This is a genomic window from Pseudomonas sp. TUM25319 (genome assembly GCF_056388475.1).
Map to the genome: position 1 here is coordinate 5,471,025 of NZ_CM150751.1, position 23,169 is coordinate 5,494,193.

Genomic DNA, 23,169 nt, shown 5'->3' on the forward strand with positions numbered 1-23,169 from the left:
GGTTGCGAGGAACCGCAAAGGGCCCTTGGTAAAAGTTTGCAAAGTCTATACCCAGTGACGCCGCTCGCACAATGCGCGAGGACCACAAGCAAATCAAAGGCTTAAGCTGCAAGCTGCAAGAAAAGGCAGGAGCGCTGCGGACCGCCTTTTCTTGCAGCTTGTAGCTTAAAGCTTGCAGCTCAAAGTTCAGGGTCGATTTCCTCGCCGTACATATCCGACCTTTTATAGAAGTCGTGCATGTGGCGCAGCAGCACCATGATCACCGCTGCGGCCGGCAGCGCGAGCAACACGCCGGTGAAGCCGAACAGCTCACCGCCGGCAAGAATGGCGAAGATCACCGCCACCGGATGCAGGCCGATCCGATCACCCACCAGCAGCGGCGTCAGCACCATACCCTCGAGCATCTGGCCAATCATGAATACTGCAGCGATACCCAGCAGCGGGTAGATGTCGCCGCCGAACTGGAACAGGCCAGCGATCATCGCTGCACCGATGCCGATGATGAAGCCCATGTACGGCACGATGGCCGCCAGCCCTGCCAGCAGTCCGATCAGCAGACCGAGCTCCAGGCCGACCAGCATCAGGCCGGCAGCATAGATCACGCCCAGCGCCAGCATCACCAGCAACTGGCCGCGGACGAACGCGCCCAGCACTTCGTGGCACTCCCCCGCCAGCCCGACCACCTGTTCCTCACGCTGACGCGGCAGCAGGCTGCGCAGCTTGGCCATCATCAGGTCCCAGTCCCGCAGCAGGTAGAAGCCCACCACCGGGATCAGCACCAGGTTCGCCAGCCAGGCCAGCAGCGCCAGGCCGGAGGCCGTCGCCTGGGCCAGTACTACACCGACGATGTCGGTGGTCTGGCCCATGTGTGCGCCGATGGCGGCCTTGACCTTGTCGAACTTCCAGAAGCCGTCCGCAAGCCCCAGCCGGGCCTGTACCCAAGGCAGCGCGACGTGTTGCAGCCAGTCGAGCATCTGCGGGGTCAGTTCGTACAGCCGCACCAACTGCTTGGCCAGCATCGGGATCAATACCAGCAGCATCGCCAGCAGGATCAGGCTGAACAGGGTGAAGACCACCACCACGCCCGCGGTACGCGAGAGGCCGGCGCGCTCCAGGCGGTCCACCAGCGGATCGGCCAGGTAGGCCAGGAGGATACCGATCAGGAACGGCGACAGGATCCCGTGCAGCAGATACAACAGCACGCCCAGCACCACGACCGCACCGAGCCACATCCAGCGGCGCACATCCATCATCGAAGCGGCTCCTTACCAGTGAAAGCGCATGCCGGTGAACGGTGCAGGCGCCGGCGCGCTGCCATCGGCAGGTGCTGCCGGGTTGGCAACGGGGGCTGCCGGGGCTGCTTCCGGTGGCAGCTCCTGCAGGCGGGCCAGGCCCAGTTGCGCACGCAACTGATCCGGGCTGGCCGTCGCTTTCCAGGTCATGACGTCGCCGTGCACCTCGACGATCCGCCCGCCAAAGGGTTCCAGCACCCGGCCCAGCTCGGCGTAACGCTCCAGGTTGACGCCCTGGACTTGCAACGACTGTTCGCTGCTGGCACCCGGCCTGACAACGAAACGCGGCGCCAGACGCTGGCTCACCGCAAGCATCACGGCGTCGGCGAGCGCCGCCTGGTCAGCACCCTCGGCCTTGCCCTGCTCGCGCTGATCGCCCAGCCACAGGCGCCAGGTACCGTTCCATTTGCCATCGGCCTCGGTGGCGTGCACCGCCAGCAGCGCATCGGCAGCGTAGCGACCGGAAGCCGCCTGCAGCGGCGCCGGATCGGTCCCTTCGAGGTTCTTTGCGGTGGCCACCAGTTGCTCGTCCAGATCCCCCAGCGGCAGGCGCAACGGCAAGCCGCGATGCTGGGCCGCGCGACGCAGGGGTTCAGCGGCGCTCTGACCGTCGCCCACCAGGGTCGAACCTTCGGTACTGTCGCTCAGCCACCAACCGAGAATCGCCGGACGATTGCTGCCCCATAGTGCCAGCCCGGCCTTGCGCAAGGCGCGCTCGGTGCTGCCGGGATCGAACTCCACCAGCAGGGTTTCCGGCGGGCCGGCTTCGGTGCCGAACTGGCTGATGATCTGCTGCGGATCCTTGCGCAACTCGGCAAGGCCCGGATTCTGCGGCGCCTTCGGGTCGCCGGTGAGGCGCAGCACCAGCGTATCGAGCGCGGCCTGGGTCGCCTGGGCCCGGGCCTCGGCGCCCTGCCCGCTGACCGGCTCGCGCACCTGGTAAAGACCGCCGACCGTTTCGGCCTGGGCCGTCACGCCGAACAGGGCCACACAGCAACCGAACAGATAAGAACGCAAACGCATGAAGGATTCCTGTCCAGATAAAAAGAAGCGAAAGAGGTGAAAGCCAGACCTTCGCGACAACGCAAAATTCACTCAGGGGACATGGTTTCCCCTCCTATACCTTATACAGGCCGCGACGAGGCAACCACCCGCACACCAAGATTCACTGTTTTTCACTGGATTGGGGCCTGCCCGTCGGCCTGAGGATGGCCGCTGCCGGGCAACCCTGATAAAATCGCGCGCCTTCGCAGACCGCTGACGGTCGGGCAGGCGGATCCTCTTTTCCCCGCAGCCTGGCAGGTCACGGTCGATTCCCCCGAATCCCTCCCTCCTAAAGGCCTGGATCACATGAGCAAGCAACCCTCCCTGAGCTACAAGGACGCCGGTGTAGACATCGACGCCGGCGAAGCATTGGTCGAACGCATCAAAGGCGTCGCCAAGCGCACCGCGCGCCCGGAAGTCATGGGCGGCCTGGGCGGTTTTGGCGCCCTCTGTGAAATCCCGGCCGGCTACAAGCAGCCGGTCCTGGTCTCGGGCACCGACGGCGTGGGCACCAAGCTGCGCCTGGCGCTGAACCTGAACAAGCACGACAGTATCGGCCAGGACCTGGTCGCCATGTGCGTCAACGACCTGGTGGTCTGCGGCGCCGAGCCGCTGTTCTTCCTCGACTACTACGCCACCGGCAAGCTGAACGTCGACGTGGCCGCCACCGTGGTCACCGGCATCGGCGCCGGCTGCGAACTGGCCGGCTGCTCCCTGGTCGGTGGTGAAACCGCCGAGATGCCTGGCATGTATGAAGGCGAAGACTACGACCTGGCCGGCTTCTGCGTCGGCGTCGTGGAAAAGGCCGAGATCATCGACGGCTCGAAAGTCGCCACCGGCGACGCCCTGATCGCCCTGCCCTCTTCCGGCCCGCACTCCAACGGCTACTCGCTGATCCGCAAGATCATCGAAGTCTCCGGTGCCGACATCGAGCAGACCCAACTGAACGGCAAGCCGCTGACCGAACTGCTGATGGCGCCGACCCGCATCTACGTCAAGCCGCTGCTCAAGCTGATCAAGGACACCGGTGCGGTCAAGGCCATGGCCCACATCACCGGCGGCGGCCTGCTGGACAACATCCCGCGCGTGCTGCCTAAAGGCGCCCAGGCCGTGGTCGACGTTGCCAGCTGGGAACGTCCGGCGGTCTTCGACTGGCTGCAAGAGAAAGGCAATGTCGACGAGCACGAAATGCACCGCGTCCTGAACTGCGGCGTCGGCATGGTCATCTGCGTTGCCCAGGACAAGGTCGAAGCCGCCCTGAACGTGCTGCGCGAAGCCGGTGAGCAGCCTTGGGTGATCGGCCAGATCGGCGTCGCCGCCGAAGGCGCCGCCCAGGTCGAGCTGAAGAACCTCAAGGCGCACTGATGCCAGACCCGAAGTGCGATGTGGTGGTGTTGCTGTCGGGCTCCGGCAGCAACCTGCAAGCCCTGATCGACAGCGCCCGTGCCGGGGACTCCCCGGTACGGATCCGCGCCGTGATTTCCAACCGCGCCGACGCCTATGGCCTGCAGCGCGCCCGTGACGCCGGTATCGACACCGCGGTGCTCGACCACAAGGCGTTCGAGGGCCGCGAGGCCTTCGACCAGGCGTTGATCGCACAGATCGACGCCTTCGCGCCGCACCTGGTGGTACTGGCCGGTTTCATGCGTATTCTCAGCGGCGGCTTCGTCCGCCACTACGAAGGGCGCCTGCTCAATATCCACCCGTCCCTGCTGCCCCGATACAAGGGCCTGCACACCCACCAGCGCGCGCTGGAGGCCGGCGACGCCGAGCACGGCTGCAGCGTGCACTTTGTCACCGAGGAACTCGACGGCGGGCCACTGGTCGTACAGGCAATCATCCCGGTGGCATCGGATGACACGCCAGAGACCCTGGCGCAGAGGGTTCACAGCCAGGAACATCAGATTTACCCGCTGGCGGTGCGCTGGTTCGCCGAAGGCCGTTTGCGCCTGGGCGAGCACGGTGCTCTACTGGACGGCCAGCCCCTGGCGGCCAGCGGCCACTTGATTCGACCCTAGGAGATTTTATGCGTCGCGCCCTGCTCTTCGCCCTCGCCGTGATCGCGTTGCCGCTCCAGGCAGCCGACCTGAAACCGTTCTCGGCCAGCTACACCGCCGACTGGAAGCAACTGCCCATGAGCGGCACCGCCGAGCGCAGTCTGACCAAGAATGCTAACGGCACCTGGGACCTGAACTTCAAGGCTTCGATGATGATCGCCAGCCTGACCGAGCAAAGCACCCTGAGCCTGGACAAGGACACCCTGCTGCCGCAGAGCTACCACTTCGAACGCGGCGGCCTGGGCAAGGCGAAGAAAGTCGACCTCGACTTCGACTGGTCGAACAAGGTCGTCAGCGGCACCGACCGTGGCGACGCGGTCAAGCTGCCGCTCAACCGTGGCGTGCTGGACAAGTCCTCCTACCAGTTGGCGCTGCAGCATGACGTGGCCGCCGGCAAGAAAAGCGTGAGCTACCAGGTGGTCGATGGCGACGAGATCGACACCTACGACTTCCGCGTGCTGGGTACCGAGAAAGTCACCACCCGTACCGGCCAGGTCGATGCGGTGAAGGTCGAGCGCGTGCGCGACCCGAGCCAGAGCAAGCGCATCACCGAGCTGTGGTTCGCCAAGGACTGGGACTACCTGCTGGTGCAATTGCGTCAGGTGGAGACCGACGGCAAGGAATACGTGATCGTGCTGCAGGACGGCACGGTCGATGGCAAGGCGGTCAAGGGCAACTGATCGACTGATTTCTCCAGTCGCAAGCCATAAGCTGCAAGCTATAAGCTGCAAGAAAGAGCAGCCCGCATCGCCGCCGCTTTTTCTTGTGGCTTACCGCTTGCAACTTGCAGCTCAAAAAACGCAATCACCGCTGCTTTTTCTTGTAGCTTGCAGCTCGCAACTTGCAGCTCAAAAAACGCATGAAAGATCTTTCATGGCGCTTTTAATTTACTTAGCCAGCTAACAAATCCTATAAAAGAGTCCTGCGACACAGTGCCGCAGTTAACCGGATTTGGAGTTTGCACATGACTGTCAAAGTAACTGAGCGCGACGAATCGAAACTGTCTCACGAAGGCCTGGCAGCAGGCGTGCGCATCTGGGATGTGCACCAGCAGGGTCAATTGGTCGGCATGTTCCACACTGAACACGAAGCCCACCGCTACCGCATGGAGCTGGAAGTCTGGGAAACCCGCAAGGCGAGCTCCTGACGCTCCCTCCTGAAAGCACAAACCCCGCCGAAGCGGGGTTTGTCGTCTTTACCACATCAGGTCGTCAGGGATGACGTAGGCCGCATACGGATCATCGGCGTCCGGCTCTTCCACCTGGGTGTTGAGCAGCAGGATGCGCTTGGGATCGCGCTCCTGGATCTTCAGCGCCGCTTCCCGCGGGATGATCTCGTAACCGCCACCATGGGCGACGATTGCCAGGGAGCCGCTGCTCAGCTTGCTACGCATCAGGGCGTTGACCGAGATACGCTTGACCTTCTTGTCGTCGACGAAGTTGTAGTAGTCCTCCGTGGTCAGCTTCGGCAGACGCGAGACTTCGATCAGTTGCTTGACCTGGGCGGCGCGGGCCTTCTGTTCGGCCTTTTCCTGCTGCTGGCGGTTCAGTTCCTGGTCGCGGGCGGCCTTCTCGGCCATGGCTTCCTTGGCCAGGCGCTGCTGGCTGTCATCGACCTCGACCTGGCCCTTGTGCTCCAGGCGTTTCTGTTTCTTCTGCTGCTTGTCGACCTGCTTGACCTGCTTCTGGTTGACCAGACCGGCTTTGAGCAATTGGTCGCGAAGGGAAAGGCTCATGGGTGTTCACTCACTTATGCATCAGCTCAGCCGCAGCTGGGCAGGTTCTTTTCCTGACGCTTGGCTTCGCCCCACAGGGCATCCAGGTCTTCGAGGGTGCAATCTTCGATCGGACGCCCTGTGTCGCGCAATGCCTGCTCGATAAAACGAAAACGTCGTTCGAACTTGGCGTTGGCGCCTCGCAGGGCGTTTTCCGGATCGAGTTTCAGATGGCGGGCCAGGTTGACGGTGGCGAACAGCAGATCGCCCACCTCGTCGGCCAGCGCCGCCGCATCGTTGTCGGCCATGGCTTCGAGCACTTCATCGAGCTCTTCGCGGACCTTGTCCAGCACCGGTAGCGGGCCCGGCCAGTCGAAACCGACCTGGGCCGCGCGCTTCTGCAGCTTGGCCGCCCGCGACAGGGCCGGCAAGGCGGCCGGTACGTCGTCGAGCAGGGACAGTTGTTCGGGCACGCTTTTCTCGGCGCGCTCCTCGGCCTTGATCTCTTCCCAGCGCTGCTTGACCTGATCCTCGTCCAGCCGCGGCGTATCCAGTGGCGCATACAGCTCGCCAGTGGGGAACACGTGCGGGTGACGGCGGATCAGCTTGCGGGTGATGCTGTCGATCACCCCGGCAAATTCGAAGCGCCCTTCTTCCTGGGCCAACTGGCTGTAATAGACCACCTGGAACAACAGATCGCCCAGCTCGCCCTGCAGGTGCTCGAAGTCACCGCGCTCGATGGCATCGGCGACTTCGTAGGCTTCTTCGAGGGTGTGCGGGACGATGCTCGCGTAGGTCTGTTTGAGGTCCCACGGGCAGCCGTACTGCGGGTCGCGCAGCCGGGCCATGAGGTGCAGCAGGTCGTCCTGGGTGTACATCGTCGGGTCTCGTCTGACGGATAAGTCCTGGCCGCCCGCGCCGGTGACGGCGCGGGCGGCAGGTATCAAGGCGTGCGGTTGCGCCGGGTCTCGATGATGTTCGGCAACTGCGAGATCCGCCCGAGCAGGCGCCCGAGAGCGTCCAGGCCGGGGATTTCGATGGTCAGCGACATCAGGGCGGTGTTGTCTTCCTTGTTCGAGCGGGTGTTGACCGCCAGCACGTTGATCCGCTCGTTGAGCAGGACCTGGGAGACGTCACGCAGCAGCCCCGGACGGTCGTAGGCACGGATGACGATATCGACCGGGTAGGTCTGCACCGGCACCGGGCCCCAGCTGACCTGGATGATCCGTTCCGGCTCGCGGCCGGTCAGTTGCAGCACCGAGGCGCAATCCTGACGGTGGATGGTCACGCCACGGCCCTGGGTGATATAGCCAACGATGGCATCGCCTGGCAGTGGCTGGCAGCAGCCGGCCATCTGCGTCAGCAGGTTGCCCACGCCCTGGATCTGGATATCGCCGCGCTTGCCCGGCTTGTAGCCGGTGGCCTTGCGGGTGATCAGCTCGACTTCTTCGAGGCGCTCCGGCTCCACCAGCTGTTGCGCGGCGTTGACCAGGTGGGCCAGGCGCAGATCGCCGGCACCGAGGGAGGCGAACATGTCCTCGGCAGTCTTGAGGTTGGCCTTTTCTGCCAGACGCTCGAAGTCTACCTGCGGCAGGCCGAGGCGGATCAGTTCGCGTTCCAGCAGGGTCTTGCCGGCGGCGACGTTCTGGTCGCGGGCCTGCAGCTTGAACCAGTGAACGATCTTGGCCCGCGCCCGCGAGGTGGTGACGTAGCCGAGGTTCGAGTTCAACCAGTCACGGCTCGGATTGCCGTGCTTGCTGGTGATGATCTCGACCTGCTCGCCGGTCTGCAGGCTGTAGTTGAGCGGCACGATACGGCCGTTGATCTTGGCGCCGCGGCAGTTGTGGCCGATCTCGGTGTGCACGCGGTAGGCGAAGTCCAGCGGCGTCGCGCCCTTGGGCAGGTCGATGGCGTGGCCGTCGGGGGTGAAGACGTAGACCCGGTCAGGCTCGATATCCACCCGCAACTGCTCGGCAAGACCGCCGATATCGCCCAGTTCCTCGTGCCATTCCAGCACCTGGCGCAGCCAGGAGATCTTCTCTTCGTAGTGGTTGGAACCGGACTTGACGTCGGTACCCTTGTAGCGCCAGTGGGCGCAGACGCCGAGCTCGGCTTCCTCGTGCATGGCGTGGGTGCGGATCTGCACTTCCAGCACCTTGCCCTCGGGGCCGATCACGGCGGTGTGCAGCGAGCGGTAACCGTTTTCCTTGGGGTTGGCGATGTAGTCGTCGAACTCCTTGGGGATATGCCGCCAGAGGGTGTGGACGATACCGAGGGCGGTATAGCAGTCGCGCATTTCCGGAACCAGCACCCGCACCGCACGCACATCGTAGATCTGGCTGAACTCCAGGCCCTTGCGCTGCATTTTGCGCCAGATGGAATAGATGTGCTTGGCCCGGCCACTGATGTCGGCCTTGACGCCGGTGGCCAGCAGCTCGTTCTGCAACTGGGCCATCACGTCGTTGATGAAGCGCTCGCGGTCCAGCCGCCGCTCGTGCAGCAACTTGGCGATCTGCTTGTACTGCTCCGGCTCCAGGTAGCGGAACGACAGGTCTTCCAGCTCCCACTTGATATGGCCGATACCCAGGCGATGCGCCAGTGGCGCGTAGATATCGAACACCTCGCGGGCAACCCGGTGACGTTTCTCGTCGTCGGCACCCTTCACCGCGCGGATCGCGCAGGTCCGCTCGGCCAGCTTGATCAGCGCCACGCGAACGTCGTCGACCATCGCCACGAGCATCTTGCGCAGGTTCTCCACCTGCGCCTGCGAACCCAGTACCAGCGAGTGGCGCGGGTTGAGGCTGTCGCTGATGGCCGCCATGCGCAGCACGCCGTCGATCAGCTTGGATACCACGGCACCGAAGCGCTGGCCGACCTCGGCCAGGGTGGTCTTGCCTTCACGCACCGAGCGGTAGATCACCGCCGCCACCAGCGAATCCTGATCGAGCTTGAGGTCCGCGAGGATCTCGGCAATCTCCAGGCCTGCCTGGAAGCTCGACGTACCGTCGGCCCAGGAATGCTTGGCCTGGTTGCCCTTCTTTTCGATTTCCTGGGCGAACTCGCAGGCAACCTTGAGGGCTTGCCGGTCCAGCGCAGCATCGACGCTGACCACATGATCCAGCCATGCTTCGAGATTGATACTGCCGTCGGTGTTGACCGGCTGGTGCACTCTCACCTGTACCATCTTTGTTTACCTTTCCCTACAGCGCATGCGCGATGCGCCTGAAAACTCGGGTGGGGATCCGCCTGTTTCCGGGAGCCCCACCGGCCGGCCAGCAACGCTAGCCGACTTCGAATAACGCCATGGCCTCGACATGCGCTGTCTGCGGAAACATGTCGAGGATCCCGGCCCTTTTTAACCGGTAACCCTGCTTGATCAATTCAAGCGTATCGCGGGCCAGAGTCGCCGGATTGCACGATACATAGACCAGCCGCTTCGCCCCCAGTGCAGCGATATTTCTTACAACCTCGTAGGCACCATCTCGCGGTGGGTCCAAGAGTACCGCAGAAAACCCTTCGGCCGCCCAACCGGACGTGCTCAAGGGTTGGGATAAATCTGCCTGAAAAAACCGAACATTATTCAAATTGTTACTACGGGCATTGGCGGCGGCCCGGTCGACCATCACCTGCACCCCTTCCACTGCCACCACCCCGGCGGCCTTCTGCGCCAGCGGCAGGGCAAAGTTGCCCAGGCCGCAGAACAGGTCCAGCACGCGTTCGTCTTCACGCGGCGCGAGCCAGTCCAGCGCCTGGGCGATCATCGCCGTATTGACCCCGGCGTTGACCTGGACGAAGTCTCCCGGCCGATAGGCCAGTTCGAGATTCCACGGTTCCAGCGCAAAGCCCAGGGAAGCCTGCGGGTCCAGCGCTGCCGGCTCGCCTTCGCCCTGCAGCCACAACTGCACGCCCGCTTCTTCACAGAAGGCCGTCAGGCGTGCCAGGTCAGCCTCGCCCAACGGGCCGGTGTGGCGCACCAGCATGGCCAGCGCGGTACCGCTGAACAGCTCGACGTGACCGATGAACTGCGGCTTGCCCAGGCTGCGCAACAAGGTCGGCAGATGACGCATGACCGTCTGCAAGGGCTGTACCAGCACCGGGCAGTCGTCGATGGCGACGATGTCCTGACTGGCTTCGGCGCGGAAACCGACGTCCAGACGCCTGGCCTTCTGGTCCCAGCGCACGGCGATCCGGGCGCGGCGACGATAACCGAACTCGGGGCCGCTCAATGGCGCCGCCCACTGCTCCGGGGCAACGCCAGCGACCCGCTGCAGTTGCTCGGCCAGCAGGCGCTGCTTGAGTTCGAGTTGATCGGCATGGGGCAGGTGTTGCAGGTTGCAGCCGCCACAGCGGTCGAAATGCCGGCACGGCGCCTCGCGACGTTGCGAGCTGGCGGTGAACACGCGCTCCAGACGCGCCTCGACCACCTTGCCATGGGCGTTCAGCACACGGGCTTCGACCTCTTCACCGGCCAGGGCGCCGCTGACGAACCAGGTCCGGCCTTCGAGGAAGGCAATACCCCGGCCATCACCGGCGAGACGATCGATGCCCAGCCGCTGTTTCTTGCCCGCAGGCACCTGGGGCGTGCGGCTGCCGCCGGCCGGCTGGAAGCGCAGGCCGCCATTACGTTTGCTTTTGGACATCAGCGATCCGCGTCGAACAGGCCGGTCGACAGGTAACGGTCGCCACGGTCACAGATGATCGCCACCATCACGGCGTTTTCCACTTCGCGGGACAGACGCAGCATTGCCGCGACCGCACCACCGGAAGACACGCCGCAGAAAATGCCCTCTTCCCGGGCCAGGCGACGGGTGACGTCTTCAGCTTCGCTCTGGGCCATGTCGACCACACGATCGACCCGCTCGGCCTCGAAGATCGACGGCAGGTATTCCTGCGGCCAGCGGCGAATGCCGGGAATCGCCGAGCCTTCCATCGGCTGCAGACCGACGATCTGGATCTCGGGGTTCTGTTCCTTGAGATAACGCGAGCAGCCCATGATGGTGCCGGTGGTGCCCATGGAACTGATGAAATGGGTGATGTTGCCGCCGGTCTGCTGCCAGATCTCCGGACCTGTGCTGGCGTAATGGGCCTCGGGGTTGTCGCCGTTGCCGAACTGGTCCAGTACCAGGCCACGGCCTTCGTTGCGCAGCCGCTCGGCCAGGTCGCGGGCGCCCTCCATGCCTTCTTCCTTGCTGACCAGAATCAGCTCGGCGCCATAGGCGGTCATGGCCGCCTTGCGTTCGGCGGTGGAGTTGTCCGGCATGATCAGGATCATCTTGTAGCCCTTGATCGCCGCCGCCATCGCCAGGGCGATGCCGGTGTTGCCGGAGGTGGCTTCGATCAGGGTATCGCCCGGCTTGATCTGGCCACGCCGTTCGGCACGGGTGATCATCGACAGCGCCGGGCGGTCCTTGACCGAACCTGCCGGGTTGTTGCCTTCGAGTTTCACCAGGAGAGTATTGCTGGTCTCGCCGGCCATGCGTTGCAGGCGAACCAGAGGGGTATTGCCGACGCAATCGGCGATAGTGGGGTACTGCAAGGTCATGGCGTTTTCGCAATCCAGACTGCCGGGGTCGCCTATCATACCGGCAATCCGTCCCGCTCCATATCACGCAATGTACGAGGCTTATAGCCGATGGCTATAAATCCTGCGTCGCCGGGTCGAAGGCCGGCAGACGGATATTCAGGCGCAGGCCGCGCTCGCCGTTCTGCGCCCACAGGCGCCCGCCCTGACGCTGCACGGCATTGCGGGCGATGCTCAGGCCCAGGCCGAAACCGCCGTCGCCGGGGCGCGAGCCATCGAGCCGGGTAAAGGCGGCGAAAATCCGTTCCAGCTCGGCATCCTCCACCCCGCCACCCTCGTCTTCCAGCCACAGCAGCCAGTAGCCGCCCTGGCGCTCGCCGCCGAGCCGGATACGACCGTCTACAGGTGAATGGCGGATGGCATTGCGCAGGATGTTCTCCAGCGCCTGGGCAAGGCTGTTGAGATTGCCGCGCACCCAGCAATCGCCCGGCAGGCTGCAATGCAACTGCCGGCGCGGCCAGCCGCTTTCGAAGCAGGCGTCTTCGGCCAGCATGTCCCACAGCGCCTGCACCTCGATCGGCTCGCAGGGCAGCGGCGCCCGCTCGGCATCCAGCCAGGCCAGTTGCAGGGCGTCTTCCACCAGGCGCTGCATGCACTCCACTTCACGCCCCAGACGCTCGCGCAGCCCGTCCAGGCTCTGCTCGCTGTCGCTGGCCACCTGCAAGCGACTCAGGGGCGTGCGCATTTCGTGGGACAGGTCGCGCAACAACTGTTGCTGCAGCGCCACGGTGCCCTGCAGGCGCTCGGCCATATCGTCGAAGGCGCGCCCCAGTTCGCCGAATTCGTCGCGGCGGCTGGTGGTGGCGCTGGCCACCCGGGCGGTCAGTTGCTCGGAGCGCCAGGCATTGGCCTGCTCGCGCAACTGGTGCAGGGGGCGGATCAGCATGCGGTAGAGACCGACACAGAACAACAGGGTCAACAGGCCGGGAATCAGGCCGTTGGTGACCATGCGCCAGAACACCAGGTTCCAGCGGTCGGGGATCAGCCGGTGAGGCAGTTCGATCACCAGGCTGCCCAGCGCCGAATCGCCGGGAAACGGCACGCGCATCCACGGCGAGGTCGCCGAATGACGGCTGACCGGACGGTCCACGCCACGCAGATTGGTCAGGCGCTCGGTTTCGCTGTCAGTCAGCGGCAGGCTGCCCAGCGGCTGCAGGTCAGGGCCGATCACGCCGATGAAGCCGCTTTCGCGCTCGCGCATGCTGCTCAGCCAGGCATCCACGCCGGCGGTGCCGCCCTCGGTCAGCGCCTGTTCCGCCTCGGCGGCGTAGCCTTCGAGCAGCGCCTTGGCACCAGGCGCAAGGTAGGCGTTGCGCACCTCCATGTGCCGGCCCCAGGACAGGGTCAGGAAGATCAGCAGCAGGCAGAACCCCACCAACAGGATCGCCAGTTTCCAGAACAGCGAATGACGGTTGGGCAACTCAGTGGTCCTCGCCGGCACTCAGGACGTAGCCCTGGCCCCAGACCGTGCGGACCTGGCGCTCCTGGTAACCGACGGCCTTGAGCTTGCGGCGGATCTGGCTGACATGCATGTCCAGGCTGCGGTCATGGCGGGAATAGCCGCGCTGCAGCACATGCTGGTAAAGGAAGGCTTTGCTCATCACCTCGTCCGGACTGCGGTGCAGGGTATCGAGCAGGCGGTACTCGCTGGGCGTCAGGCCGGCGGCCTGGCCGTCATGGCGCACATCGCAGGCCGCTTCGTCGAACACCAGTCCCGCACTGGCCGGCGCCGCCGGCGGATGGCGCCGCTCCAGCGCCACCCGACGCAGAATGGCTTCGATGCGCACCCGCAACTCGGCCATGCTGAACGGCTTGGGCAGATAGTCGTCCGCCCCGCGCTCGAAACCCGTGATGCGATCGGCCTCGGCGCCCAGGGCCGACATCATGATCACCGGCGTGCCGCTGTTCTCCCGCAGTTGCATCAGGGCATCCAGCCCGGTCATGCCCGGCAGCAGGATATCCATCAGCACCACATCGAAATGCTGCTGGCGCGCCTGCTCGAGCCCTTCGCGGCCGTTGCGGCACCAGGTCACGAGAAAACCACTACGCTCCAGTTGCTCATGCAGGTAGGCACCGAGCACCGGGTCGTCCTCGATGGCGAGGATGTTGGGGTTGGGTCTGACGGCGGGATTCATTGGCGGCTGCTAGCAATTCTCAATCGCGCGATTATTGGCCATTACACTCCCCCGGGCAACCGGACCGAGGTAGAAAGGCCGGCTGAGCCGACCGGAGACAAATGAGTGCAATCGACCGACAGTCGCGGTAGCTTTCTTCCCTGGCGCCACCGTCACACCGCGGTGGGTGCCGTCCAGCGCAGAGCAGAAACAGGAGATCGGGTGTGCTGAATCGTTTCGGAATCCGCACGCGCGTGCTCCTGCTCGCCGTGGTGCCCGCCGGGGCCATGGCACTGGTACTGGGCGGCTACTTCACCTGGGTGCAGCAGAACGAATTGCAGACCCAGTTGCTGCAGCGCGGACGGATGATCACCGAAAGCCTGGCACCGCTGGTCGGTTCGGCGCTGGCGCGCCGGGATCGGGCACAACTGGAACGCATCGCCACCCAAAGCCTGGAGCAGCCGGACGTCCGCGCCGTGGCGTTCCTGTCTCCCGATCGCGGCGGCCTGGCCCATGCCGGCCCGAGCATGCTCAACCTGCCGCCCGCCGGCGGCGGCAACCAATTGCTGCAGCGCTCCGGCAGCGACGCCACCCGCTACCTGCTGCCGGTGTTCGGTCACCACCGCGATCTCACCGACGATCCGGTTCCGGCAGAAGCCGACCGCCTGCTGGGCTGGGTGGAAATCGAGGTATCCCATGGCAGCACCCTGCTGCGCGGCTACCGCAGCCTGTTCGCCAGTCTGCTGCTGATCATCCTCGGCCTGATGGCGACCACCTTGCTGGCGCTGCGCATGAGCCGTGCGATCAATGGCCCGATCGGGCAGATCAAGCATGCCGTCAGCCAGCTCAAGGACGGCAACCTCGAGGAACGCCTGCCGACCATGGGCAGCTACGAGCTGGACGAACTGGCCGGCGGTATCAACCGCATGGCCGAAACCCTGCACAGCGCCCACGAAGAACTGCAGCACAGCATCGACCAGGCCACCGAAGACGTGCGTCAGAACCTGGAAACCATCGAGATCCAGAACATCGAGCTGGACATGGCCCGCAAGGAGGCCCTGGAAGCCAGCCGGATCAAGTCCGAGTTCCTCGCCAACATGAGCCACGAGATCCGCACGCCGCTCAATGGCATCCTCGGGTTTACCCATCTGTTGCAGAAAAGCGAACTGACCCCGCGCCAGCTCGACTACCTGGGCACCATCGAAAAATCCGCCGACAGCCTGCTCGGGATCATCAACGAGATCCTCGACTTCTCGAAGATCGAGGCCGGCAAGCTGGTGCTGGAGAGTATTCCGTTCAACCTGCGCGACCTGATCCAGGACACCCTGACCATCCTCGCCCCCGCGGCCCATGCCAAGCAGCTCGAACTGGTCAGCCTGGTCTACCGCGACACGCCGCTGTCACTGGTGGGCGACCCGCTGCGGCTCAAGCAGATCCTCACCAACCTAGTCAGCAACGCCATCAAGTTCACCCGCGAGGGCACCATCGTCGCCCGTGCCATGCTCGAGGAGGAGACCGGAGAAAGCGCGCAACTGCGTATCTGCATCCAGGACACCGGTATCGGCCTCTCCGGCCAGGACGTCCGCGCACTGTTCCAGGCATTCAGCCAGGCCGACAACTCGCTGTCGCGTCAGCCCGGCGGCACCGGCCTGGGGCTGGTGATTTCCAAGCGCCTGATCGAGCAGATGGGCGGCGAGATCGGCGTCGACAGCACGCCCGGCGAAGGCTCGCAGTTCTGGATCAGTCTCACCCTGCCCAAGGCCCGCGACACCCTTGAAGACCAGCCTCTGCCGATCCTGCAGGGGCGCCGCGTGGCCATCGTCGATGGTCATGAACTGGCCCTCCAGGCACTGGAGCACCAACTGGAGGACTGTGGCCTGGCCGTCACCACCTTCAACTCCCCGGAACACCTGCTCAGCGGCGTGGAGGCCGCGCGCCTGGCCGGGCAACGTTTCGAGCTGGCGGTACTCGGGGTCAACCTGCACGACTTGCCGCCGGAACGCCTCGGCCAGTTGATCCAGCGCCTGGAGCACTTCGCCTGCCAGGCCCTGGTACTCTGCCCCACCACCGAGCAGGCGCTGTACCACCCCTACCTGCCCAACGCCCATGGCCAGCTCTACGCCAAGCCTGCCTGCACGCGCAAACTGCGCCGCGCCTTGCTGGAACTGATCCAGCCACGGCGCAGCACCAGCGAAATCAAAGTGGTGCCCGGCCAGCGCCTGCCGAAAGTGCTCTGCGTCGATGACAACCCGGCCAACCTGCTGCTGGTCCAGACCCTGCTCGAAGACCTCGGCGCCGAGGTGCTGGCGGTGGACAGTGGCAGTGCCGCGATCAAGGCGGTGCAGCAGGACAGCTTCGACCTGGTCCTGATGGACGTGCAGATGCCCGGTATGGACGGCCGCCAATGCACCGAGCAGATCCGTCGCTGGGAAGCCGGCCAGGGTGGCCAGGCGCTGCCCATCGTCGCCCTCACCGCCCACGCCATGGCCAACGAGAAACGTGCCCTGCTGCACAGCGGCATGGACGACTACCTGACCAAGCCCATCAGCGACCGGCAACTGGCCCAGGTGGTACAGAAGTGGACGGGGCTGCCGGTCAACCTGACCCGCAGCGAACGCTACGCCGAACCCCAGCGCGGCGGCGCCGAACTGAAGGTGCTGGACCCGGAAGAGGGCCTGCGCCTGGCAGCCGGCAAACCGGACCTGGCCGCCGACATGCTGGCGATGCTCCTGGCCTCGCTGGAGTCGGACCGCCAGGCCATCCGCGCCGCCCGCGATGCCGACGACCGCGCCGCGACCATCGAGCGGGTCCACCGGCTCAACGGCGCCACCCGCTACTGTGGCGTGCCGCAGCTGCGCGCGGCCTGCCAGCGCAGCGAAACCCTGCTCAAGCAGGACGACCCGGAAGCACCGCAATCTCTCGACGAACTGGAGCGGGCCATCGACCGGCTGACCTGGGCCGCACGCCAGAGCGCCTGACCTGAGGCAAGTGCGCGGCGCCCGTGCTTGGCTACACTGGCGCCATTCGACCGTTCGGGAGCCTGACCATGCGCGCCTTGTTTTTCAGCAGCCAGTCCTACGATCAGGACAGCTTCACTGCCGCCCCTGAGGTGCCGGGGCTGGAGTTGCACTTCCAGCCCACGCGCCTGACCGAGGACACCGCCACGCTGGCCGCCGGCCACGAGGTGGTCTGCGCCTTTATCAACGACGACCTGTCGGCACCGGTGCTGGAGCGCCTCGCCGCCGGCGGCACGCGCCTGATCGCTCTGCGTTCGGCCGGCTACAACCATGTCGACCTGCCCGCAGCGAAACGCCTCGGCCTGACCGTCGTGCGGGTGCCGGCCTACTCGCCCCATGCCGTGGCCGAGCATGCAGTGGCGCTGATCCTCGCCCTCAACCGCCGCCTGCACCGCGCCTACAACCGTACCCGTGAAGGCGACTTCAGCCTGCACGGCCTGACCGGCTTCGACCTGCATGGCAAGACGGTGGGTATCGTGGGTACCGGCCAGATCGGCGTGGCGTTCGCCCGCATCATGGCCGGCTTCGGCTGCGAGCTGCTGGCCTATGACCCTTACCCAAACCCAGAGATGGAAGCCCTGGGGGCCCGCTACCTGCCGCTGGAGCAGTTGCTGCGCCAGTCGCGCATCATCAGCCTGCACTGCCCGCTGACACCGCAGACCCGGCATCTGATCAACATCCAGAGCCTGGCCGACCTGCAACCGGGCGCCATGCTGATCAACACCGGGCGCGGGGCACTGGTGGACACCCCGGCGCTGATCGAGGCACTGAAAAGCGGCCAGCTCGGCTACCTGGGCCTCGATGTGTACGAAGAAGAAGCGCAGATCTTCTTCGAGGACCGCTCCGACCAGCCGCTGCAGGACGACGTGCTGGCGCGGCTGCTGACCTTCCCCAATGTCATCGTCACCGCCCACCAGGCGTTCCTGACCCGCGAGGCGCTGGCCGCCATCGCTGGCACGACCCTGGACAACATTGCCCGATGGATGGTCGGCGAGCCGCAGAATCTGGTGGAGGGATGAGGTAGGATACGCGGCAAATTTGGAGGCCCCATGGTCGAACACGATTTCCGCTACACCCTCTTCAACCCGCAACACACCCTGATCGAATGCCGTGCGCTGGTGCCAGGCCGTTACCAGGTCACCGGCAACGGCGGCTCGATCCAGAAAGGCGACGTCCTGCTGGTCACCCTCAAGGGCAGCAAGGACTTGTCCATGCGCCTGACCGTCGACAGCGTCCGCCACCTGATCAACCCGCGCGGCCAGTGGGTCGCGGTGGCCACGGGACCGGTCTTCGGCGAGCTGGCGATCCATCAGTGGCAGGTCAACTGCGACGCCTGCGCAACCACCCTCGACTTCGAGTTCGCCGTCGATGCCAAGCTGGGCAAGAAAGCCCAGCAACCGGCCGCCGTGGCGCGCATCGCCGAGCTGGGCTGGAGCACCAAAGGCGACAAGCACCTGTGCCCCAAATGCCGGGAGCAGGCGCAGTGAAAAAGGTTTTGTCGAGCGCGCTGGTCGGCGCTGCCCTGGCGGGCTGTGCGGCCGAGCCGATCAAGCTGCAGCAGGAACGCAGTTATGTACTGGAATGGATCGGCGAACGTCCGCTGATGGACTACAGCCACCTGACCCTGACCCTCGCCGCCGATGGCCGGGCCTACGGCAATGCCGGCTGCAACCACTGGTTCGCGCCGTACACCCTGGACGGCGACAAACTCAGCTTCGGCGCCGTCGGCAGCACCCGCAAGCTGTGCGCACCGGCGGTGATGGAACAGGAAAAACGCTTCCTGCAGGCCCTGACCACGGTACAACGCTGGGACATCTCGCCCATCGAACAGATCCGGTTCTGGCCGGCCGAGGGCAAGCCGCTGCGTTTCTGGCCTGAAGAAGGCTGAACGCTGGTGGTGTAGACACCCTGTGGGAGCGAGCGTGCTCGCTTCCACAGTGAAAAAGGGCCGGATCAGGCGCCCTTGAGCGCCTTGATCTTCTCCGCCAGCCCCGCCGCCGTCTGCTCGCCGAGCAACTGCTCACGCACCTTGCCCTTGTCGTCGATGATGTAGGTCACCGGCAGCGCCTCACTGCGCGGCAGGTCGTAGCGCTCGGCCGGATCCTGGGCCAGCACGGTAAAGCCGATGCCCATCTTGTCGGTGGCCTGCTTCAGTTCATCGCCCTGCAAACCGTCGAAGTTGACACCCACCACGGTGACGCCCTGGCCTTGCCACTCCTGGGTCACCTTGTTCAGTTCGGGAATTTCCACCCGGCACGGGCCACACCATTCGGCCCAGTAGTTGAGCACCACCCAACGCCCGTCGAGTTGCTCGGCCTTTACCGTGTTGCCGTTCTGGTCGAGGCCGTAGTCTGCACCGCAGCCACCGAGCAACAGGCTCGCGGTGATGGCCAGGGCTGCTGCCAAACGCCTTGTCATGGGTCAATCCTTCTTCAAGATTCAAGCAAAATGCCAATACGCTGCGGTTAGAATACCCGCCACTCACAGCTGGATGCGACCCTGACATGACCGACCTGACGCTTTACCACAACCCCCGCTGCTCCAAATCCCGTGGTGCGCTGGAGCTGCTCGAAGAGCGCGGCCTGAACCCTACCGTGGTGCGCTACCTGGAAACCCCGCCGGACGCCGCCACCCTCCAGGCGCTGCTGGCCAAGCTGGGCATTGGTGCCCGCCAGTTGCTGCGCACCGGCGAAGACGAATACAAGAGCCTCGACCTGGCCAACCCGGCGCTGACCGACGAGCAACTGATCGCCGCCATGGCCGAACACCCGAAACTGATCGAGCGCCCGATCCTGGTAGCCGGTGACAAGGCGGTGATCGGCCGTCCGCCAGAGAAGGTGCTGGAGATCCTGCCGTGAGCCAGCCCTACATCCTGATCCTCTACTACAGCCGCCATGGCTCCACCAGCGAGATGGCCCGGCAGATCGCCCGCGGCGTCGAGCTGGCCGGCATGGAGGCGCGCCTGCGCACGGTACCGGCGATCTCCACCGAGTGCGAAGCGGTGGCGCCCGCGATTCCCGAGACCGGCGCCCTGTACGCCACCCTCGACGACCTGCGCCACTGCTCGGGTCTGGCGCTGGGCAGCCCCACCCGCTTCGGCAACATGGCGGCGCCGCTCAAGTACTTCATCGACGGCACCAGCAGCCTGTGGCTGAGCGGCGGCCTGGTGGGCAAGCCGGCTGCAGCCTTCACCTCGACCGCCAGCCTGCACGGCGGCCAGGAATCGACCCTGCTGTCGATGCTGCTGCCGCTGATGCACCACGGCATGCTGATCATGGGACTGCCCTACAGCGAATCGGCACTGATCGAGACCCGCGGCGGCGGCACGCCTTACGGCGCCAGCCACCACGCCGGTGCGGACGGCAAGCGCGATCTGGATGCCGACGAAATCACCCTGTGTCGCGCCCTGGGCCAGCGTCTGGCGAGCACCGCGCAGCGCCTGGAGAACGGCCGTGGCTAAAAAGCCGAAGATCCTTCCGCCAACGGAGTGGCTGGAACCGCGCGTGCGTCTGACCCGGGCCCTGAGCCTGGCGGCCTTCGTCGCCCTGATCGTGCTATTGATCGTCAACACCCTGTTCTTCACCGACCTGCACGGTGCGCGGCCCTGGGTGATCCTCGGCATTCAACTGCTGCCGCTGGCGCTGGTAGCGCCGGGCATGATCGGCGGCAGCGCCCGGGCCCATGCCTGGATGTGCTTCGTGCTCAACCTGTACTTCATCACCGGCGTGGAAGCGGCGTTCGACCCGTCGCGGGCGCTGTTCGGCTGGCTGGAAGTGGTGATCAGCCTGAAGCTGTTCGTCTGTGCGCTGCTGTATATCCGCTGGCGGTTCCAGTTCGATCGGCGGATGGCAGGGGAAGGATCGGCCTGACTTGAGGGCCCCTATCGCTGCGGTGCGGCGATGAGGCCCGAGAGGTCAATGATTGACGGTATGCGCCAGCATCACCGACAACTGGCACAGCGGCCGGCCACTCTCGGCGTGCCACTGGTTGAAGGCGTCCTGCACCAGCGCCAGGTCGCGCTGGCTGGTGGGCTTCTTGTCGATCACGTCCTGGGCGATCAGCGCCGCAGTCATGTCATCGGTGGGGATGAAGGTGTCCTTGCCGACCATGCGCAGAAAACGCGGCGCCGACAGCCCGCCCAGCTGATTGCCGTGCTTGGCCAGGTATTTCCATAGCCCGGTGATATCGGTCACCGGCCAGTCGGCGATCAGGGCGCCGAAGCTGCCCTTCTCTTTCTGCACGTCCAGCACCATCTGCGCGTTGCGCGGCACGCTCTTGAGCTTGCCCAGGTGGCGGATCAGGCGGGTGTCCTGCATCAACCGCTCCAGGTGCTCGGCGCCCATCAGCACCACTTTCTCCGGATCGAAGCCGAAGAACACCTCTTCGAACGCCGGCCACTTGGCGTCCACCAGGCTGTGCTTGAGCCCGGCGCGGAACACCCGCAAGGCCAGGGTCGAAAGGTAGCGGTCATCGCCGATGTCGCGCAGTTGCGCCGGGGTGCGCGGCTGGGGCAGGAACGCCTCCAGCGCGGCGGCGGAACCGAAGCGGTTCAGGCAGAACTCATGCAGCCACTGATAGTCGCGCATCGGTCAGATATTCAGCACGTCGAGGAAACGCGCCGGCGCGCTCTCGTCGATGCGCAGGCTGGTGAAGTCGAACAGGTTGCGGTCGGCCAGTTGCGACGGCACCACGTTCTGCAGGCTGCGGAAGATGCTGTCGGTGCGGCCCGGCGACTTGCGCTCCCACTCCACCAGCATCTCCTTGACCACCTGGCGCTGCAGGTTTTCCTGGGAGCCGCAGAGGTTGCACGGGATTATCGGGAATTCCTTCATGTCCGAGTAGGCCTGGATGTCCTTCTCGGAGCAGTAGGCCAGCGGGCGGATCACCACGTTGCGGCCGTCGTCGGCGCGCAGCTTCGGCGGCATGGCCTTCATGGTGCCGTTGAAGAACATGTTGAGGAAGAAGGTCTCGACGATGTCGTCACGGTGGTGCCCCAAGGCCATCTTGGTCGCGCCGATCTCGTCGGCGAAGGTGTAGAGCGTGCCACGGCGCAGGCGCGAGCACAGCGAGCAGGTGGTCTTGCCTTCCGGGACCAGCTCCTTGACCACCGAGTAGGTGTCCTTCTCGACGATGTGGTACTCGATGCCAAGCGTGGCCAGGTAAGCCGGCAGCACATGCTCGGGGAAGCCGGGCTGCTTCTGGTCCATGTTCACCGCGACGATCTCGAACTTGATCGGCGCCACCTTCTGCAGGTGAATCAGAACGTCGAGCATGGTGTAGCTGTCCTTGCCGCCGGACAGGCAGACCATGACCTTGTCGCCATCCTCGATCATGTTGTAGTCGGTGATGGCTTCGCCGGCGAGACGCCGCAGGCGCTTTTGCAGTTTGTTCTGGTTGACCGAAAGGGTGCCCATGGCGCTTGAATCCGCAAGGTGTGACAAAAGGCGCGTATTTTACGCACAAACCGCCACCGCTGGCAGACCTATCCGATAAAGACCGGGACGAAATGAAGCCCCGCCCTGACAGCGCGATTTGCTCTAAAAAAGCGGTTTTATGCGGCGAACGCCTTCCTATACTGCGACATAAGACCGCACCAATAGCGGCCTGTCCTGTCCGGCCCGTGCCTTGTGGGCTAGCAAGCGCTCCGCTGGGGGGCGATTGGAAACGGCGTAGGAGTGATTGGCATGATCCATCACGTTGTAGGGCTGTTCACCCATCCCGATCAGGAATGGCGTGAAATCCGTGGCGAAGAAGAAACCATCAGCCACATGTACCTCACCCACACCCTGATACTCGCGGCGATTCCCGCGGTATCGGCGTTTATCGGCACTACCCAGGTCGGCTGGGTCATCGGCGAGCGCGCTCCGGTCATGCTGACCATGGAAAGCGCCCTGTGGATGACCCTCATGTCGTACCTGGCCATGCTCGCCGGCGTTGCGGTCATGGGCGCCTTCATCCACTGGATGGCCCGTACCTACGACGCCAACCCGAGCCTGGCGCAATGCATCGCGTTCGCCACCTACACCGCCACCCCGCTGTTCATCGGCGGCCTGGCGGCGCTTTACCCCCACCTGTGGCTGGGGATGATCGTCGGCACGGCGGCCATCTGCTACACGGTCTACCTGCTGTACGTCGGGTTGCCGACCTTCATGAACATTCCTTCGGACGAAGGCTTCCTGTTCTCGAGTTCGGTCCTGGCGGTGGGGCTGGTGGTGCTGGTCGCCATCATGGCCTTCACCGTGATCACCTGGGGACTGGGCGTGGGGCCCGTCTACACCAATTAGAAAAAACTGCTGGCAACACAGGGGCATCACTGTCAGGCCGCCGCAAGGCGGCCTGATTTCGTTCGC

At 64.8% G+C, this 23,169-nt stretch carries 24 protein-coding genes; 12 read left to right on the forward strand and 12 right to left on the reverse strand.

From position 1 onward, the window contains the following. Window positions 1-179: 179 nt before the first annotated feature. Together AC05QJ_RS24710 and AC05QJ_RS24715 are read right to left on the reverse strand one after the other, a co-directional pair. Window positions 180-1,253 carry an AI-2E family transporter gene (locus AC05QJ_RS24710; RefSeq protein ID WP_476743864.1) on the reverse strand — a complete coding sequence of 358 codons (1,074 nt, stop codon included), beginning with the start codon at window positions 1,251-1,253 and terminating at the stop codon, window positions 180-182. A 12-nt stretch (window positions 1,254-1,265) separates the two neighbouring features. Continuing rightward, entirely contained in the window at window positions 1,266-2,315 is a 1,050-nt protein-coding gene (locus tag AC05QJ_RS24715; protein WP_476743865.1) for a DUF2066 domain-containing protein, read from the reverse strand. A gap of 327 nt (window positions 2,316-2,642) precedes the next feature. Between AC05QJ_RS24715 and purM the strand changes: the two genes are divergently transcribed. From purM to AC05QJ_RS24735, 4 genes are all read left to right on the forward strand, one after another. After that, window positions 2,643-3,701 (forward strand): phosphoribosylformylglycinamidine cyclo-ligase, encoded by a 1,059-nt coding sequence (gene purM, locus AC05QJ_RS24720; RefSeq protein ID WP_476743866.1) that lies wholly within the window; start codon window positions 2,643-2,645, stop codon window positions 3,699-3,701. Continuing rightward, a complete protein-coding gene (gene purN / locus AC05QJ_RS24725) occupies window positions 3,701-4,354 on the forward strand; it encodes a phosphoribosylglycinamide formyltransferase (RefSeq protein WP_476743867.1) in 654 nt (217 codons plus the stop codon). Before purM ends, purN begins: the two co-directional genes overlap by 1 nt. Before the next feature lie 8 nt (window positions 4,355-4,362). Then, window positions 4,363-5,073 (forward strand): DUF3108 domain-containing protein, encoded by a 711-nt coding sequence (locus AC05QJ_RS24730; protein ID WP_476743868.1) that lies wholly within the window; start codon window positions 4,363-4,365, stop codon window positions 5,071-5,073. A 284-nt stretch (window positions 5,074-5,357) separates the two neighbouring features. Continuing rightward, window positions 5,358-5,540, forward strand: a complete 183-nt coding sequence (locus AC05QJ_RS24735) for a hypothetical protein (protein ID WP_476743869.1) — start codon at window positions 5,358-5,360, stop codon at window positions 5,538-5,540. Between the two features lie 48 nt (window positions 5,541-5,588). Here AC05QJ_RS24735 and AC05QJ_RS24740 read toward each other — a convergent pair whose 3' ends face one another. From AC05QJ_RS24740 to AC05QJ_RS24770, 7 genes are all read right to left on the reverse strand, one after another. Further along, entirely contained in the window at window positions 5,589-6,128 is a 540-nt protein-coding gene (locus tag AC05QJ_RS24740) for a DUF2058 domain-containing protein (protein ID WP_476743870.1), read from the reverse strand. 26 nt (window positions 6,129-6,154) lie between these two features. Next, entirely contained in the window at window positions 6,155-6,985 is an 831-nt protein-coding gene (gene mazG, locus AC05QJ_RS24745; protein WP_476743871.1) for a nucleoside triphosphate pyrophosphohydrolase, read from the reverse strand. A gap of 65 nt (window positions 6,986-7,050) precedes the next feature. After that, window positions 7,051-9,291 carry a GTP diphosphokinase gene (relA, locus tag AC05QJ_RS24750; protein WP_476743872.1) on the reverse strand — a complete coding sequence of 747 codons (2,241 nt, stop codon included), beginning with the start codon at window positions 9,289-9,291 and terminating at the stop codon, window positions 7,051-7,053. Window positions 9,292-9,388: 97 nt separating this feature from the next. Then, window positions 9,389-10,747: a 23S rRNA (uracil(1939)-C(5))-methyltransferase RlmD gene (gene rlmD / locus AC05QJ_RS24755; RefSeq protein WP_476743873.1), complete on the reverse strand. Its 1,359-nt coding sequence runs from the start codon at window positions 10,745-10,747 to the stop codon at window positions 9,389-9,391. Then, window positions 10,747-11,649, reverse strand: a complete 903-nt coding sequence (gene cysM / locus AC05QJ_RS24760; RefSeq protein ID WP_476748003.1) for a cysteine synthase CysM — start codon at window positions 11,647-11,649, stop codon at window positions 10,747-10,749. The genes rlmD and cysM overlap by 1 nt, the downstream gene beginning before the upstream one ends. 94 nt (window positions 11,650-11,743) lie before the next feature. After that, window positions 11,744-13,108, reverse strand: a complete 1,365-nt coding sequence (locus AC05QJ_RS24765) for a HAMP domain-containing sensor histidine kinase (RefSeq protein WP_476743874.1) — start codon at window positions 13,106-13,108, stop codon at window positions 11,744-11,746. Window position 13,109: 1 nt separating this feature from the next. Continuing rightward, on the reverse strand, window positions 13,110-13,823 hold the full coding sequence (locus AC05QJ_RS24770; RefSeq protein WP_476743875.1) for a response regulator transcription factor: 714 nt from the start codon (window positions 13,821-13,823) through the stop codon (window positions 13,110-13,112). 203 nt (window positions 13,824-14,026) lie between these two features. Here AC05QJ_RS24770 and AC05QJ_RS24775 point away from each other — a divergent pair, with 203 nt between their 5' ends. The 4 genes from AC05QJ_RS24775 (at window position 14,027) to AC05QJ_RS24790 (ending at window position 18,707) form a co-directional block, all read left to right on the forward strand. Continuing rightward, complete coding sequence (locus tag AC05QJ_RS24775; RefSeq protein WP_476743876.1) at window positions 14,027-16,780, forward strand: response regulator; 2,754 nt, start codon at window positions 14,027-14,029, stop codon at window positions 16,778-16,780. Between the two features lie 68 nt (window positions 16,781-16,848). After that, window positions 16,849-17,838: a 2-hydroxyacid dehydrogenase gene (locus AC05QJ_RS24780; protein ID WP_476743877.1), complete on the forward strand. Its 990-nt coding sequence runs from the start codon at window positions 16,849-16,851 to the stop codon at window positions 17,836-17,838. A 30-nt stretch (window positions 17,839-17,868) separates the two neighbouring features. Beyond that, window positions 17,869-18,306 (forward strand): hypothetical protein, encoded by a 438-nt coding sequence (locus tag AC05QJ_RS24785; RefSeq protein WP_476743878.1) that lies wholly within the window; start codon window positions 17,869-17,871, stop codon window positions 18,304-18,306. Next, complete coding sequence (locus AC05QJ_RS24790; protein ID WP_476743879.1) at window positions 18,285-18,707, forward strand: META domain-containing protein; 423 nt, start codon at window positions 18,285-18,287, stop codon at window positions 18,705-18,707. Before AC05QJ_RS24785 ends, AC05QJ_RS24790 begins: the two co-directional genes overlap by 22 nt. A gap of 65 nt (window positions 18,708-18,772) precedes the next feature. Here the strand turns inward: AC05QJ_RS24790 and AC05QJ_RS24795 are convergent, their stop codons facing one another. Further along, entirely contained in the window at window positions 18,773-19,237 is a 465-nt protein-coding gene (locus AC05QJ_RS24795; protein WP_476743880.1) for a TlpA disulfide reductase family protein, read from the reverse strand. An 86-nt stretch (window positions 19,238-19,323) separates the two neighbouring features. Here AC05QJ_RS24795 and arsC point away from each other — a divergent pair, with 86 nt between their 5' ends. From arsC to AC05QJ_RS24810, 3 genes are read left to right on the forward strand one after another with little or no spacing between them, the layout of a single operon-like run. Continuing rightward, window positions 19,324-19,677 carry an arsenate reductase (glutaredoxin) gene (gene arsC / locus AC05QJ_RS24800; RefSeq protein ID WP_476743881.1) on the forward strand — a complete coding sequence of 118 codons (354 nt, stop codon included), beginning with the start codon at window positions 19,324-19,326 and terminating at the stop codon, window positions 19,675-19,677. Continuing rightward, window positions 19,674-20,279, forward strand: coding sequence for an NAD(P)H:quinone oxidoreductase (gene wrbA, locus AC05QJ_RS24805; RefSeq protein ID WP_476743882.1), 606 nt, complete (start codon window positions 19,674-19,676; stop codon window positions 20,277-20,279). Before arsC ends, wrbA begins: the two co-directional genes overlap by 4 nt. Then, window positions 20,272-20,688, forward strand: coding sequence for a DUF2069 domain-containing protein (locus tag AC05QJ_RS24810; protein ID WP_476743883.1), 417 nt, complete (start codon window positions 20,272-20,274; stop codon window positions 20,686-20,688). The genes wrbA and AC05QJ_RS24810 overlap by 8 nt, the downstream gene beginning before the upstream one ends. Window positions 20,689-20,733: 45 nt before the next feature. Here the strand turns inward: AC05QJ_RS24810 and AC05QJ_RS24815 are convergent, their stop codons facing one another. Continuing rightward, window positions 20,734-21,405 (reverse strand): DNA-3-methyladenine glycosylase I, encoded by a 672-nt coding sequence (locus AC05QJ_RS24815; protein ID WP_476743884.1) that lies wholly within the window; start codon window positions 21,403-21,405, stop codon window positions 20,734-20,736. A gap of 3 nt (window positions 21,406-21,408) precedes the next feature. After that, window positions 21,409-22,233 (reverse strand): tRNA 2-thiocytidine(32) synthetase TtcA, encoded by an 825-nt coding sequence (gene ttcA / locus AC05QJ_RS24820; protein WP_476743885.1) that lies wholly within the window; start codon window positions 22,231-22,233, stop codon window positions 21,409-21,411. 270 nt (window positions 22,234-22,503) lie between these two features. Between ttcA and AC05QJ_RS24825 the strand changes: the two genes are divergently transcribed. Next, window positions 22,504-23,103, forward strand: a complete 600-nt coding sequence (locus tag AC05QJ_RS24825) for a Yip1 family protein (protein WP_476743886.1) — start codon at window positions 22,504-22,506, stop codon at window positions 23,101-23,103. The last annotated feature ends 66 nt before the right edge of the window (window positions 23,104-23,169 follow it).

Bases quoted from the DNA above. Each gene is read 5' to 3' on its own strand.
- AC05QJ_RS24710 (WP_476743864.1), bottom strand. From the start codon at position 1,253: ATGATGGATGTGCGCCGCTGGATGTGGCTCGGTGCGGTCGTGGTGCTG.
- AC05QJ_RS24715 (WP_476743865.1), bottom strand. From the start codon at position 2,315: ATGCGTTTGCGTTCTTATCTGTTCGGTTGCTGTGTGGCCCTGTTCGGC.
- purM (WP_476743866.1), top strand. From the start codon at position 2,643: ATGAGCAAGCAACCCTCCCTGAGCTACAAGGACGCCGGTGTAGACATC.
- purN (WP_476743867.1), top strand. From the start codon at position 3,701: ATGCCAGACCCGAAGTGCGATGTGGTGGTGTTGCTGTCGGGCTCCGGC.
- AC05QJ_RS24730 (WP_476743868.1), top strand. From the start codon at position 4,363: ATGCGTCGCGCCCTGCTCTTCGCCCTCGCCGTGATCGCGTTGCCGCTC.
- AC05QJ_RS24735 (WP_476743869.1), top strand. From the start codon at position 5,358: ATGACTGTCAAAGTAACTGAGCGCGACGAATCGAAACTGTCTCACGAA.
- AC05QJ_RS24740 (WP_476743870.1), bottom strand. From the start codon at position 6,128: ATGAGCCTTTCCCTTCGCGACCAATTGCTCAAAGCCGGTCTGGTCAAC.
- mazG (WP_476743871.1), bottom strand. From the start codon at position 6,985: ATGTACACCCAGGACGACCTGCTGCACCTCATGGCCCGGCTGCGCGAC.
- relA (WP_476743872.1), bottom strand. From the start codon at position 9,291: ATGGTACAGGTGAGAGTGCACCAGCCGGTCAACACCGACGGCAGTATC.
- rlmD (WP_476743873.1), bottom strand. From the start codon at position 10,747: ATGTCCAAAAGCAAACGTAATGGCGGCCTGCGCTTCCAGCCGGCCGGC.
- cysM (WP_476748003.1), bottom strand. From the start codon at position 11,649: ATGACCTTGCAGTACCCCACTATCGCCGATTGCGTCGGCAATACCCCT.
- AC05QJ_RS24770 (WP_476743875.1), bottom strand. From the start codon at position 13,823: ATGAATCCCGCCGTCAGACCCAACCCCAACATCCTCGCCATCGAGGAC.
- AC05QJ_RS24780 (WP_476743877.1), top strand. From the start codon at position 16,849: ATGCGCGCCTTGTTTTTCAGCAGCCAGTCCTACGATCAGGACAGCTTC.
- AC05QJ_RS24785 (WP_476743878.1), top strand. From the start codon at position 17,869: ATGGTCGAACACGATTTCCGCTACACCCTCTTCAACCCGCAACACACC.
- AC05QJ_RS24790 (WP_476743879.1), top strand. From the start codon at position 18,285: ATGCCGGGAGCAGGCGCAGTGAAAAAGGTTTTGTCGAGCGCGCTGGTC.
- AC05QJ_RS24795 (WP_476743880.1), bottom strand. From the start codon at position 19,237: ATGACAAGGCGTTTGGCAGCAGCCCTGGCCATCACCGCGAGCCTGTTG.
- arsC (WP_476743881.1), top strand. From the start codon at position 19,324: ATGACCGACCTGACGCTTTACCACAACCCCCGCTGCTCCAAATCCCGT.
- AC05QJ_RS24815 (WP_476743884.1), bottom strand. From the start codon at position 21,405: ATGCGCGACTATCAGTGGCTGCATGAGTTCTGCCTGAACCGCTTCGGT.
- ttcA (WP_476743885.1), bottom strand. From the start codon at position 22,233: ATGGGCACCCTTTCGGTCAACCAGAACAAACTGCAAAAGCGCCTGCGG.
- AC05QJ_RS24825 (WP_476743886.1), top strand. From the start codon at position 22,504: ATGATCCATCACGTTGTAGGGCTGTTCACCCATCCCGATCAGGAATGG.